The sequence below is a fragment of the Lysinibacillus sp. A1 genome (assembly GCF_000801965.1).
Classification (GTDB): domain Bacteria; phylum Bacillota; class Bacilli; order Bacillales_A; family Planococcaceae; genus Lysinibacillus; species Lysinibacillus fusiformis.
Map to the genome: position 1 here is coordinate 90,974 of NZ_JSZM01000006.1, position 13,623 is coordinate 104,596.

Below are 13,623 nucleotides of genomic sequence, written 5' to 3' on the forward strand. Positions count from 1 at the left end.
CCCTCTCTTTTACATAAAAAAACTCTGTCCATTTTTTAATGTGACAGAGTTTCATGCTTACAATCCGGGCATTTCCCATATATTTCAAACTTATGATTTTCAATTTCATAGTCGGGGAGCTTTTCTCCTAGCATTTCCATTGGACAAAGGTTGAGCTCTTTAACATTGCCACAATCCATACAAATAAAATGATGGTGATGATGTGCGGATTCACAGTGCATTCGGAAATTACGTTCTCCAGATAGCTCTGTTTCCTCTAAAATCCCTAGCTTCACAAATGTAGCAAGGTTACGATAAATGGTATCAAAGCTCATCCCCGGAAAATCTTTTTTTAAAACATCCAATAAATCACGGGCTGTTAGATATTTATCTGTTGCAGCAAACATATCTAATATTAACTCACGCTTATCCGTTTTTTTATAACCGTTTTCTTTTAAAATTTCCCACGCTCTTGAAACATTCATTGTGCTACCTCCCCTTGCTTCGCAGCCATTTTAAATGCTACTTTCTTTCCAAGGATCACAAGTAGCAATATTAAAATAGAAGTGACCACAATCGTACCTCCTGGCGCTAAATCTAAATAAAACGCACTAATCAGGCCGATTAATACTGCCGTTTCTCCAAATACAATAGCATAAAAGATAGTTTGCTTAAAGCCTTTTGCCAATCGCATTGCAGCTGCAACAGGTAACGTCATTAATGAAGATACAAGTAAAATACCTACAATGCGCATACTTGCAGCAATGACAAGAGCCGTCACAATCATAAACAATAGATGCACCCAACGTGCTGGGAGGCCACTTGCTTTTGCATATTCTTCATCAAAGGATAGAACGAATAATTCCTTAAAAAATAAAAACAAAAAGAGGATAACTACTGCAGCAATTCCAATCACCACCCATAGATCTTGGCGTGATACGGCAGATACTGAGCCAAACAGATAACTCATTAAATCTGTGCTAAAGCCACTGGCTAGCGATATAAAGATAGCGCTTATGCCTATGCCGCCTGACATAATGATCGGTATAGCTAGCTCCTCATAGTGCTTATATAAACGTCTTAGACGCTCAATTAATATCGAACCACTAACAGATGCTAAAATTCCTAGATAAATAGGGTTGAGCAAAGCGAAGGCTGTCACAGATTGGCTAATATATAAGCTCCCTGCTATTCCAGCAAGTGTGACATGTGACAAAGCATCCGCAATAAGCGATAACCTTCTTACTACAATAAACACGCCTAATAGAGGGGCAAGTATGCCTATTAATAATCCAGAGAAAAAGGCATTTTGTAAAAATTCATAATGTAAAATTGCTTCAATCATTGTGCCTTCTCCTTCTAATGAATCTTTCTCACAGAATGGCCATACCAAGCATCTAGCGCACCCTGGGAAATATTATCAAATTCATTTTTGTAGCCATGGAAGTGAATGGTTTGATTTAAACAAGCCACATGGCTAATGCGATTAGATACGGTATCGACATCATGTGTGACAAGAATCATTGTAATTCCCTGTTCCCGATTTAATTTCGCCAGCATATCATAAAATGACTGCACGTTCTCGTGATCAATCCCAACTGTCGGTTCATCTAAAATAAGTAATTTGGGATCACTGACTAAAGCTCTCGCAATAAAAACTCGTTGTTGTTGTCCACCTGATAATTCACCAATATTACGATGTTCAAATGCATCCATACCAACTGCCTTTAATGCTTCTTGAACCTTTCCTTTAGCTTCTCGTCCAGGTCTTTTAAAAAGCCCTAATTTTTTCGTTAATCCACTTTTCACGACCTCTTGCACGGTTGCTGGAAACCCTGAATTAAAGGCATTGGATTTTTGCGAAACATAACCGATCCATTCTCGATGTTTAAAAGTTGCACTTGGTTCACCAAAAAGCTTTATTTCTCCCGAAAGAGGCTTTAATAAACCTAAAAGGATTTTTAATAATGTTGATTTACCCGAACCGTTTGGGCCGAGTAGCGCTAAAAAATCGCCCTCTTCTACACGAAAGGAAATATTTTTTAAAACTTGTGTATAGTCATATTGAAATGACACATTTTCAATGTCAATTAATGTTGTTTTCATGCTTGATCGCTTCTTTCTAATTCAAAATCATTACGATTTACAAGTTGTAAGTATATAGGAAAGTGCAGTTTTTGTAAAGAAAAGAAGATAGCTTTTTTGAATGAGAAAATGGCGACCGTTTAAATCATTTAATCAACCATATTATAAAGGAGGATTGACTTTGAGTATTCAATTTTTACAGCAATTGGCACAAAGCACGGATAAGGAAATTGTCGCGATTGCTCGTGAAGAGGGCTTTGACATTACAACTTCTGAAATAAAAAAACTTCGGCCTTATTTGGAGCAATTCTCATTCTCCTGGCTTTTTTTAGGCATTCCTAAAGATATTTTAGTTGAAGTGGAGGCTGTTTTAGGAAGAAAGCGCTCTCGTCAGCTAATCGCACTTTTTACAAAATAACGTAATAAGGCCCAACATCAGCACTGTGGCTAGATGTTGGGCTTCTTTGTTAGCCTTTTAAAGCCTCGATAAGCTCAGGCTTAAATGTACTGCTTCGTAACATATCAATTTCAGCTTTGTATGGAGCTGATTTTGATTTGGCATCACTAGCAAGTGGTACGAATGGTGTTTCTAAAATTTTAGGGATCGCCATTAATTGTGGATGGTGGACCACGTAGTTTAAGGCATCAAAACCAATGTGACCAAAACCGATATTTTCGTGACGGTCTTTAGCAGCGCCTCGCACATTTTTTGAATCATTAATGTGCAGAACTTTGATACGGTCAACACCTATTAATTTATCAAATTCGTTGAGAACACCATCGAAATCCTCGACAATGTTATAGCCAGCATCATGTGTATGGCAAGTATCAAAACATACAGAAAGACGTTCGTTATGAGTGACACCGTCTATGATTTTTGCTAACTCTTCGAAGGAACGGCCACATTCTGTTCCTTTCCCTGCCATTGTTTCTAATGCAATTTGGACGGGATAATCTTGCGACAATACTTCATTTAAGCCTTCAATAATTTTGGCAATCCCAGCATCTGCCCCAGCACCCACATGTGCACCAGGGTGCAAGACAATTTGTGTTGCCTCTAATGCTGCTGTACGTTCAATTTCCGACTGTAAAAAATCTACCCCAAGACGAAAAGTTTCTGGTTTTTCCGTATTGCCAATATTGATGATATAGGGAGCATGAACGACAATATTAGTCATGCCATGCTCTTTCATATGAAGGAGTCCATTCATAATGTTCAAATCGGCAATCGCTTTCCGACGTGTATTTTGCGGCGCTCCTGTATAGATCATAAATGTATTAGCTCCGTACGATAATGCCTCTTTACTAGAGCCAAGTAACATTTCCTTCCCACTCATCGAAACATGTGAGCCAAGTAGCATGTAAAAAGCCCCCCTATTTTTTTCCTCTCGCTTTTAAGCGACGTTCACGTTTTTTAATTTTTTCCATTTCCCATTTCATATTACGCTTATAGCCTGGTTTTACCTTTTTAGGTTTACGTACCAATGACTTCGCTTTCACATCTATTTCATTCTCTTGTTTAACACGATTTTTACGGGCATGACGCTCTTTTAACTCGGACCATTCTCCATCTTTAACGTCCATTTGCACAAATGGAATACCCATTTTTTCCACACGTACTACTGCATCCTCTTCGGATGGCTCAAATAATGTAATCGCTGTTCCTTTATTACCTGCACGAGCTGTACGTCCAACACGGTGAATAAAGAATTCTAAGTCCTCAGGAATTTCATAGTTAATGACATGAGAAATTCCTTGAATATCAATTCCACGTGCCGCCAAATCTGTCGCAACAATATACTGATATTCAAGATCACGAATCTGCTTCATCATTTTCTTACGGTCACGTGGGCTTAAATCACCATGGATTTGTCCACAACGGATACCATGCTCATTTAAATAACCAGCAACATGCTCAGCCGATTTACGCGTGTTTGTAAAAATAACAGCCAAAAATGGATTGATACCTTCGATAACTTCTAATAAACGTTTATTACGTGATTTAGAACGAACTGGTACAAGCATAAAATCAATGCCCTCTGCCACAGGTCGTTTATCATTCATGTGAACATGGACAGGTGCGTCCATATATTTTTTTAAGAAAGGCTGTAGCTTTTCTGGGATTGTTGCTGAAAATACGAACATTTCAAGTTTCTCTGGCATTTGGGAAGCAAATCCATCAATTTCCTCAATAAAGCCCATATCGAAAGCTAAATCTGCTTCATCAACAACTAGAATTGGTGCCGTATGCACAAATAACGCTTGTGCTGAAACAAGGTCACGAATACGGCCAGGTGTTCCAACAACAATTTGAGGTTGCGTTTTTAACTTATCAATAGAGCGTTGTTTGTCCGTACCCCCAATAAAAAGTTTTGCCTGTATGGCAGTTCCTTCTATTAATTGATTTAATGCATCATAAATTTGCTGTGCAAGCTCACGTGTAGGAGAAGTAATAACGGCCTGTACTTCCTGTTTCTCTACATCAATACGTTGAACTATCGGAATTAAAAAACTATGTGTTTTCCCTGTTCCTGTATGCGCCTGTCCAATGGCACTCTTCCCTTTTAATAATAATGGAATAATTTCTTTTTGAATTGGTGTCGGTTCTGTAAAGCCAAGTTCTGCAATGGCGTCCTGCAAAAATGGCTGAAAATTATAATCAGTATATTTTGACATCATTCGTTCCTCCTAACATCTTTTTTCATTGTACCATGATTCGAACTTTAAGGTATATTTACATCCTATTCTTACAAGCATAAACATAATTTTATCGTTTTATGATCACCGTAACAAAGCCCTTATCAAAGGTACTTGAAATATGGAGAATATGCAATCAAAAAAGCGCTGTATCAATACTCGAAAAAGCTGGGTATATGTAAATTTTATGTCAATTTATAGGGAGCTAATGATTAGCATTATTCCCACATGTTATGATGGGGCTGTAAGATATTATAGGAGGTTGATAGATCATGAAAGCAGCAAGATGGTATAAAGCAAAAGACATCCGTGTAGAAAATATTGAAGAACCAGTCATTGCACCTGGAAAAGTAAAAATTAAAGTACATTGGACAGGAATTTGTGGGAGTGATTTACATGAATACGCAGCTGGTCCAATCTTTATTCCTGTAGAGCAACCTCACTATGTAAGTAAAGATATCGCACCAATTGTAATGGGACATGAATTCTCAGGCGAAGTAGTTGAAATTGGGGATGCTGTAACATCCGTAAAAGTGGGAGATCCTGTCGTAGTTGAACCGATTCTATCTTGTGGCGAATGTGCTGCGTGTAAAAAAGGTAAGTATAATATTTGTAAGCATTTAGGTTTCCACGGTCTTTCAGGCGGTGGCGGAGGATTCTCTGAATATACAATGGTAGACGAAAAATTGGTTCACAAAATGCCAGAAGGACTTTCCTACGAGCAAGGCGCATTAGTCGAACCAGCAGCGGTAGCCCTTCATGCAGTACGCCAAAGCAAATTAAAAGCAGGCGATAAGGCAGCGGTCTTTGGAACAGGTCCAATCGGGCTCCTTGTCATTGAAGCGTTACGTGCAGCAGGCGCGTCCGAAATATATGCAGTAGAGCTTTCAGCAGAGCGTGCCGCTAAAGCATTAGAACTTGGTGCTACAGCAGTTATTAATCCTAAAGATGAGGATGCAGTAGCTCGTCTACATGAATTAACGAATGGTGGCGTTGATGTAGCATTTGAAGTAACAGGCGTTCCAGTTGTATTACAGCAAGCGATAGATTCCACAACATTTGAAGGTGAAACAATTATTGTTTCTATTTGGGAAACTGATGCCTCTATTCTGCCCAACAATATCGTATTAACAGAGCGTTCTGTTAAAGGTATTATTGCTTATCGCGATATTTTCCCAGCTGTGATGGAATTAATGAAGCAAGGCTACTTCCCAGCTGATAAACTAGTGACGAAACATATTGCTCTTGAGGAAGTCGTAACAGAGGGCTTTGAGGCATTAATGAAAGAGAAAAACCATATTAAAATCCTTGTAAATTCACAAGCTTAATATATAGAGAGACAGGTAGAGAAGCCCTCTACCTGTTTTTTAATCTTTAGCTTTATCCATTTCCCCCCTAATTTCTAGATTCGCCATAAGGAAGTTCACCTTATCTTCTCCAAATACGCCTAATGTCCGTTTTTCTATATTGGCCTCTATAATTTTATTAATTTTCTCCTTTGAAAGCCCGCTTGCTTGGGCTATTCGATCCACTTGTATTTGTGCCGCCTTCACACTAATATGCGGGTCCAATCCTGAACCTGAGGCAGTCATTAAATCAGAAGGTATATCTTGTCGTTGTACGGATGGATTTGCAAGTAAAAACTTCTCGATATCCACTTCTATCCGTTTCTTCAATTCTGGATTGGTTGGTGCATAGTTAAATGTACCTGAGCTAACACCACTGTAGTTCACTTCACCATTGTCATCTGGTAGCATATCCTCTTTCGTATAAACATTATAGTTAACAGATGAAACACGCCCCCAGAAATATTCTGGAGCAGTAAAATTTTGCCCGATTAATTCAGAACCAACCGCTTGACCGTCCATTTCTAATAAACTGCCATTTGCTTGTTGATGAAACACCCCTTGGGCTAAAGCTGTCACGGCAAACGGGTATATTAAACCACATATAATGAACATGGCGATTGTTATAAGTAATGCCTGCTTAGAACTATCAAAAATTTTTCGCATATAGCTTCCTCCCTATAATCCAACTATACGAAATAATGGTCCTACTAGTAGATCAATGATTTTAATGCCAATAAACGGGGCTATTATTCCGCCAACACCGTACACAAGCAAATTTTTATTCAATAATTTCGCGGCACTCATTGGCTTATACTTAACGCCTCTCATAGCGATTGGAATTAGCAATGGAATAATAACAGCATTAAAAATTAAGGCAGAAATAATGGCACTAGTAGGTGAATTGAGATTCATAATATTTAATGCTTTCATCTCAGGTACCGCAACCATTAGCATAGCTGGAATAATAGCAAAATATTTTGCGATATCGTTTGCAATACTAAATGTAGTTAAAGCACCGCGAGTCATTAGCAACTGCTTGCCAATTTCGACAACTTCAATAATTTTAGTTGGATTTGAATCTAAATCAACCATATTCGCAGCTTCCTTTGCTGCATTGGTTCCTGAATTCATGGCAAGCCCTACATTCGCCTGTGCCAGTGCTGGCGCATCATTCGTACCATCTCCCGTCATCGCTACAACTTTACCTTGTGCCTGCTCGTCTTTAATCACTTGAATTTTATCTTCTGGCTTACTTTCTGCAATAAAGCTATCTACTCCCGCTTCCTTTGCGATTGCTGCTGCAGTAAGTGGATTATCACCCGTACACATAATCGTTTTAATGCCCATTGCACGAAGCTGATCAAAGCGTTCCTTCAGTCCAGCCTTGACGACATCCTTTAAATAAATGACCCCTAAAATCCTATCGTTTAACGCTACTAACAGTGGTGTCCCACCAACAGAAGACACTTGTTGAACCAATTGATCCAAATTGCTAGGAATGCTATGTCCTGCTTTCATACATTCTTTTTTTATCGTATCAGAGGCTCCCTTTCGAACTTTAGTGCCATCCACTGAATCTAAGCCACTCATTCGTGTCTGTGCGGTAAATGGAATATGCTCACTTGACTTAATAATTGTTTCTTCACCGTCCGTATTTACCCTTAATTCGCAGGCCAATGATAAAATAGATTTCCCCTCTGGTGTATCATCTGTTAGAGAACTAAGCCATGCAGCTCGAATTAAATCCTTAGTTTCCACCCCTTTTACTGGTAAAAAGTCAGCCGCCATGCGATTTCCATACGTAATCGTGCCAGTTTTATCTAAGATTAATGTATCCACATCTCCACATGCCTCTACTGCTCTACCAGACATCGCTATAACATTAAATTGCGTTACTCTGTCCATTCCTGCAATACCGATCGCTGACAATAAACCACCAATCGTCGTTGGTATTAAACAAACTGTCAGGGCAATTAACGTAGCGATAGAAATCGGCACATGTAAATATATTGTCATTGGATAGAGTGACACTACAACTAATAGGAAGATAATCGTTAAACTTACGAGAAGCGTATTGAGTGCTATTTCATTTGGTGTTTTCTTTCGGCTAGCTCCTTCAATAAGCGTTATCATTTTATCTAGAAATGATTCACCAGGCATAGATGTAATTTCAATTGTCAGCCAATCACTTGTAACCGTCGTCCCTCCGGTAACTGACGAAAAATCTCCTCCCCGTTCCTTCACTACAGGAGCAGATTCACCTGTAATTGCGGATTCATCTACAGTAGCAATTCCGTCAAGGACTTCACCATCATTAGGAATGATCTCTCCCGCTTGAACTAACACAATATCGCCTTTTTTTAATTCATGTGCCAGTTTAAAAATTTCAGAGCCATCATTAAGCAAAACACGTGCCTGTGTCACTGTCTTTGTATTTTTTAAAGTTTGAACCTGTGCTTTCCCTCTTCCTTCCGCAATCGACTCTGCAAAATTTGCAAATAGAATCGTAACAAAGAGTATAATCGCTACAATCCCATTGTATAATCGTGCATGTTCTCCACCATCGTTACCAAACAGATTTGGAAAAAGAACTAATAGTAACACAAACAAAAATCCTACCTCTACGACAAACATAACAGTATTTTTCAGCATATATATGGGGCTAAATTTCTTAAAAGCATCTATTAACGCTCTTTTTAGTATGACACCAGTCATCAAACTTTTGCTTGCTTTTTCCATATGTGTCTCTCCTCATTAAGAATAAAGTTGTAAATGCTCTGTAATCGGACCAAGTGCTAAAGCTGGTAAAAATGTCAGCGCACCAATCATCAACACGATAGCAACGAGTAAAAAAGTAAAGGTAGTCGTATCCGTTTTTAATGTTCCTAGTGAATCGTTATGCCTTACTTTATTAGCAAGCAAAGAGGCAATAGCTAATTGAATGATGATGGTTACATAACGACCAAAGAACATAGCCAGTCCTGTTGTTACATTCCAAAAAGTTGAATTATCCGCTAACCCTTCGAAGCCAGAGCCATTGTTAGCAGAGGCAGAGGCGAATTCATAGAGAACTTGTGATAATCCATGTGCCCCTGGATTCGTTATTCCAGCTATCCCAGATGGTGTTGCAACCGCAAGCGCTGAAAAGAGCAAAATAATAGCAGGATGAATTAGAATACAAAGAGCAATTAATTTCATTTCTTTTTCTTCAATTTTTTTACCTAAAAACTGTGGAGATCGACCAATCATTAAACACGCAATGAAAATGGTCAGCAAAACATACATCATCATGTTCATAAGCCCAACGCCTTTACCTCCGAACACAACATTGAGCATCATATTAAACATAGGTACAAGACCACCAAGTGGCGTTAATGTATCATGCATATTGTTAATGGACCCAGTAGTAAATGCAGTCGTAACAGTCGTAAATAATGCTGATTGTGCTACCCCAAAGCGCATTTCTTTTCCTTCCATACTTCCAAGCTCCTGTGTAATGCCGAGTTCACTAATAAATGGATTACCTGTCTTCTCTGCTATGTACACAGTCACTAATCCTACGAGGAACAATATACTCATCGCTGAAAAAATAGCCAGCCCTTGTTTGCCCAAAATAGTGTTCTTTTTTCTGGAGGCAACCATTAGACTAAACGCGACGACACATGCCCCTGGCAATAGCATCATAGATAACATCTCTACTATATTGGAAAGAACGGTTGGATTTTCAAAGGGTGTTGTTGAATTCGCTCCGTTAAAACCGCCACCATTTGTCCCTATATGTTTAATAGATTCAAGAGAAGCAATCGGCCCAAGTGCAATATCTTGTAATTTCCCCTCAATTGTTTGTATGGTTTGATTGCCATTTAAGGTTTGTGGTGATCCTTGAGAAACTAAAATTAGAGCCACAACAATGGAAAAAGGCATTAAAATACGAGTAATAACACGAACAAAATCGACAAAAAAATTCCCTATTGTATCTGTTTTAGCCACTAATCTACGACAGAAAGCCATACAAGCTGCATAGCCAGTAGCTGCTGATGTAAACATCATAAAAGTAATGACTAGCATCTGTGATAAATAGCTGAGTCCAGATTCACCACTATAATGCTGAAGATTTGTATTCGTTATAAATGAAATAATCGTGTTAAACGAAAGGGTAGCTTCCATATTGTTGATATTATTTGGATTTAAAAATAGTAATGCTTGAATGCGTAGTATGATATATCCTACAAACACCATCATGGCATTTGAAACAATTAATGAAAGTACATATTCTTTGCCCGTCATATCAGCTCGTTTAATGCCGCAAACTTTATAAATGGCTGCGTCGACTTTATCTAATAGAGGATCAAGCCATGTTTTTTGTTGTAATGTAACCCGATATAAATAATGTCCCGTTAAGATAACGAGCGGTAAATAAATCATCAATACGATGGCTATTTGCCACATAGTGTGTCCCCCCTGCCTTTAATAATTTTCTGGGTAAAGTAATGCATGCCCTAAATAACCAAAAAGAAATACTAGTACTACTCCCATAAAAATCCACAAATTAACTTCCTCCTCGTTACTTTTCTACTAGCTTGTAGCACCATACTGTTAACGCCAACACACATGCAAAGCTTATGATCAGTAAGCCCATCATAAAAAAATCCATCAATCGTAACACCCCTTCTCCTTAAGGATGCTCTCATCATACTGACTTTGAAATTAATGTAGTGTTAGGAAATCCTTTTTTCTATTAAGAAAGGATAAAGAAGCAAAATCTTTATACTTTCTTAATGGAAGTTAACGCTATAATACAAATGAGGTGAAAGAGGATGGAAAATATACGTCCCACTCCAGAAATGTTTCTTGCGAGGCTTCAACAGGAGGAACAATCTATAGGGAAATTAAAAATCTTTCTCGGCTATGCTGCAGGGGTAGGTAAAACTTATGCCATGTTAGATGCGGCACATCAGGCACAAAAACTCGGTAAAGATGTAGTGGTTGGCTATGTGGAACCGCATCCTCGTCCAGAAACGTTAGCATTACTTGAAGGACTTGAGCAAATTCCTACAAAGAAAATAACCTATAACGGAAAAATATTTCAGGAATTAGATATAGATGCCGTGTTGCAGCGACAACCAGAAATTGTTGTGATCGATGAATTGGCCCATTCTAATGTGCCAACCATGCGGCATAAGAAACGTTTTGGAGATGTTGAAGAACTACTTGCTAAAGGTATTCATGTTTTTACAACTGTAAATATTCAACATATTGAAAGTCTTCATGATTTAGTGGAAGAAATCACAGAGATTAAAGTACGGGAGCGTATTCCTGATTATTTAATCGATCAAGCCGCGCAAATAAAGGTTGTCGACATTGAACCAGACGAATTAATTCAACGTCTGCAAAATGGGAAGGTATATGGAAAACAACAGGCAGAGAAAGCTTTGCATTCATTTTTCCGTAAGCAAAATTTAGTATCGCTACGTGAAATTGCATTACGGCGAACAGCCGATACTATCAACTATCAACAATTAAACAGTAATGAATCTGTCAGAAACTATGTACAAATCGAAGAACACTTACTTGTAGGTATCAGTAGTTCTCCTACAAATGCAAAGGTAATTCGAACTACTGCAAGACTTGCCCAAGCATTGCATGGCAAATTTACCGCTCTTTATGTTCAAAACATGCAGGCGCATGAAAGAAATCATGCTGATTCTGAACGCCTACAACAACATATCAAACTAGTAGAACAGCTTGGCGGCCATGTTGTCATTGTTCAAGAAGATGACGTAGCTGCAGCCCTTGCCAACTATGCTCAAATTAGTGGTGTTACTAAACTTGTCATCGGTCGATCAAGTATGAGAAAAAAATGGTGGCAGCCAAACACGAAAATTAGTGATCGCCTGAACGAATATGTGCCGAATTTATCTATACACATAGTGCCCGATCAAGAAAATGAACAATTCTACTTTCCTAATATTAAAAATAAACTAGCATTTGAATGGCTGGATCTATTTAAAATGTTTATCGTATTTAGCGTAATATCCATAGTCGGCCTATATTTGTATTCCATTGATATTAGCGAGCCTAATATCATAACCATTTATATTCTAGGTGTTCTCATTCTTGCTATTTGGTCATCAGGATGGATAATGAGCATTATTAGTTCCATCGTTGCTGTTTTACTTTTTAATTATTTTTTTACAGAGCCACGGTTTTCATTTGATGCGTATCATCGTGACTATCCTATGACTTTTTTTATCATGTTTCTCTCTGGAGTAATTACCAGTAGCTTAACGAAAAAAATCAAGGCGCAAACGATTATAGCTATACGAAAATCTTATCGAATGGAAGTGCTACTTGAAACAAATCGTAGACTGCAACATGCAAAGTCTATTGAGGAAATTATTACGGAAGGCATGACTCAAATTGTCAAATTAGTAGAAAAACCTGTGCAATTTTTTGAAATAGACAATCAGGCAATTGGGAAATCTACTTTTTTTCGTACGGAGAAAATATCTACAATTGAAAATCAAAAAATAGCTACGCTTTTTAATAACCCAAACGAGCATGGCGTTGTGAGCTGGGTGACGAATAATAAACATGTCGCTGGTGTATCCACAGATATATTTCCTGAGGTGAATGCTTACTATATACCCGTTATTTCTAATGGAAATGTGAAAGGGGTTATAGGTATTGCACTGTCTAAACTATCGCCACTTCCTGCATTTGAACGCAATATTTTGCATGCCATCATTAATGATTTTTCATTCGCAATGGATAAATGGTATTTACAGAAGCTCCACGAAGAAGTAGCGCGAGAAGCTGAAATGGAACAGATGCGGGCTAACCTTTTACGGGCAGTGTCTCATGACCTTCGAACACCGCTCACTGCTATTTCTGGTAATGCGGATATCTTACTAAACAACGCACCATTAATACCCGATAGTGAAAAAAATAAATTGTATGAGGATATTTTTAATAATTCGAAATGGCTTGTACAAATGGTTGAAAACCTACTAGCGGTTTCTAAGCTAGAGGATGGACAATTTGCTTTAGAAATGCAATTAGAATTAGTAGAAGATATTATTCAAGAGGCTCTTTCCCATGTTGTTCACCAAAATAGCTCGCATACAATATCCTATCAAATAGAACCAGAATTTTTATTAAGCCTAATGGATGCGAGATTGATCATACAGGTTTTTATCAATATCATCGATAATGCATTGACCTACACACCCCCAGGTAGTGACATTGCTATTTTGGTGAAGGAATGTGATGGTTTAGTAAACTTCAGTATTTCAGATAATGGACCAGGAATTGATGATTCCTTAAAGAGTAATTTGTTTGAGCCGTTTACGACTGGCAAGGTACAACGCAGTGATAGTAGACGTGGGCTCGGTTTAGGCTTAGCCCTGTGTCAAACAATTTTAAAATTACATGGTAGTCACATCACTGTTGCAGATAATAAACCTCAAGGAACAATTTTTAACTTTTCACTGAAAAAGGAGTAAAAAATTTG

Annotated in this window: 11 protein-coding genes; 3 read left to right on the forward strand and 8 right to left on the reverse strand. The window is 38.2% G+C overall.

From position 1 onward, the window contains the following. Positions 1-35 precede the first annotated feature (35 nt). The 3 genes from PI85_RS04270 to PI85_RS04280 are packed head-to-tail and all read right to left on the reverse strand — an operon-like array spanning position 36 to position 2,085. Positions 36-464, reverse strand: coding sequence for a Fur family transcriptional regulator (locus PI85_RS04270; RefSeq protein ID WP_008178397.1), 429 nt, complete (start codon positions 462-464; stop codon positions 36-38). Then, the gene (locus PI85_RS04275) at positions 461-1,324 is read right to left on the reverse strand and encodes a metal ABC transporter permease (protein ID WP_025116000.1); all 864 of its coding nucleotides are present in this window, start codon (positions 1,322-1,324) and stop codon (positions 461-463) included. Before PI85_RS04275 ends, PI85_RS04270 begins: the two co-directional genes overlap by 4 nt. A gap of 14 nt (positions 1,325-1,338) precedes the next feature. Continuing rightward, a complete protein-coding gene (locus PI85_RS04280) occupies positions 1,339-2,085 on the reverse strand; it encodes a metal ABC transporter ATP-binding protein (protein ID WP_012295214.1) in 747 nt (248 codons plus the stop codon). A 160-nt stretch (positions 2,086-2,245) separates the two neighbouring features. On the opposite strand from PI85_RS04280, the gene PI85_RS04285 reads away from it, so the two are divergent. Beyond that, entirely contained in the window at positions 2,246-2,482 is a 237-nt protein-coding gene (locus tag PI85_RS04285; RefSeq protein ID WP_036127136.1) for a Nif11 family protein, read from the forward strand. 49 nt (positions 2,483-2,531) lie between these two features. Here PI85_RS04285 and PI85_RS04290 read toward each other — a convergent pair whose 3' ends face one another. Beyond that, the gene (locus PI85_RS04290) at positions 2,532-3,425 is read right to left on the reverse strand and encodes a deoxyribonuclease IV (protein ID WP_031417006.1); all 894 of its coding nucleotides are present in this window, start codon (positions 3,423-3,425) and stop codon (positions 2,532-2,534) included. 13 nt (positions 3,426-3,438) lie between these two features. Continuing rightward, positions 3,439-4,740: a DEAD/DEAH box helicase gene (locus PI85_RS04295; RefSeq protein ID WP_036127139.1), complete on the reverse strand. Its 1,302-nt coding sequence runs from the start codon at positions 4,738-4,740 to the stop codon at positions 3,439-3,441. A 293-nt stretch (positions 4,741-5,033) separates the two neighbouring features. Between PI85_RS04295 and PI85_RS04300 the strand changes: the two genes are divergently transcribed. Beyond that, positions 5,034-6,089: a 2,3-butanediol dehydrogenase gene (locus tag PI85_RS04300; protein WP_036127140.1), complete on the forward strand. Its 1,056-nt coding sequence runs from the start codon at positions 5,034-5,036 to the stop codon at positions 6,087-6,089. A 39-nt stretch (positions 6,090-6,128) separates the two neighbouring features. Here PI85_RS04300 and kdpC read toward each other — a convergent pair whose 3' ends face one another. The 3 genes from kdpC to kdpA are packed head-to-tail and all read right to left on the reverse strand — an operon-like array spanning position 6,129 to position 10,559. Then, positions 6,129-6,773, reverse strand: coding sequence for a K(+)-transporting ATPase subunit C (gene kdpC / locus PI85_RS04305; RefSeq protein WP_036127143.1), 645 nt, complete (start codon positions 6,771-6,773; stop codon positions 6,129-6,131). A gap of 12 nt (positions 6,774-6,785) precedes the next feature. Further along, positions 6,786-8,849, reverse strand: a complete 2,064-nt coding sequence (gene kdpB / locus PI85_RS04310; RefSeq protein ID WP_036127144.1) for a potassium-transporting ATPase subunit KdpB — start codon at positions 8,847-8,849, stop codon at positions 6,786-6,788. A gap of 15 nt (positions 8,850-8,864) precedes the next feature. Continuing rightward, entirely contained in the window at positions 8,865-10,559 is a 1,695-nt protein-coding gene (kdpA, locus tag PI85_RS04315) for a potassium-transporting ATPase subunit KdpA (RefSeq protein WP_036127146.1), read from the reverse strand. Positions 10,560-10,927: 368 nt separating this feature from the next. On the opposite strand from kdpA, the gene PI85_RS04320 reads away from it, so the two are divergent. Then, the gene (locus PI85_RS04320) at positions 10,928-13,615 is read left to right on the forward strand and encodes a sensor histidine kinase KdpD (protein ID WP_036127148.1); all 2,688 of its coding nucleotides are present in this window, start codon (positions 10,928-10,930) and stop codon (positions 13,613-13,615) included. Positions 13,616-13,623: the final 8 nt, after the last annotated feature.

Bases quoted from the DNA above. Each gene is read 5' to 3' on its own strand.
- PI85_RS04270 (WP_008178397.1), bottom strand. From the start codon at position 464: ATGAATGTTTCAAGAGCGTGGGAAATTTTAAAAGAAAACGGTTATAAA.
- PI85_RS04275 (WP_025116000.1), bottom strand. From the start codon at position 1,324: ATGATTGAAGCAATTTTACATTATGAATTTTTACAAAATGCCTTTTTC.
- PI85_RS04280 (WP_012295214.1), bottom strand. From the start codon at position 2,085: ATGAAAACAACATTAATTGACATTGAAAATGTGTCATTTCAATATGAC.
- PI85_RS04290 (WP_031417006.1), bottom strand. From the start codon at position 3,425: ATGCTACTTGGCTCACATGTTTCGATGAGTGGGAAGGAAATGTTACTT.
- PI85_RS04295 (WP_036127139.1), bottom strand. From the start codon at position 4,740: ATGTCAAAATATACTGATTATAATTTTCAGCCATTTTTGCAGGACGCC.
- PI85_RS04300 (WP_036127140.1), top strand. From the start codon at position 5,034: ATGAAAGCAGCAAGATGGTATAAAGCAAAAGACATCCGTGTAGAAAAT.
- kdpC (WP_036127143.1), bottom strand. From the start codon at position 6,773: ATGCGAAAAATTTTTGATAGTTCTAAGCAGGCATTACTTATAACAATC.
- kdpB (WP_036127144.1), bottom strand. From the start codon at position 8,849: ATGGAAAAAGCAAGCAAAAGTTTGATGACTGGTGTCATACTAAAAAGA.
- kdpA (WP_036127146.1), bottom strand. From the start codon at position 10,559: ATGTGGCAAATAGCCATCGTATTGATGATTTATTTACCGCTCGTTATC.
- PI85_RS04320 (WP_036127148.1), top strand. From the start codon at position 10,928: ATGGAAAATATACGTCCCACTCCAGAAATGTTTCTTGCGAGGCTTCAA.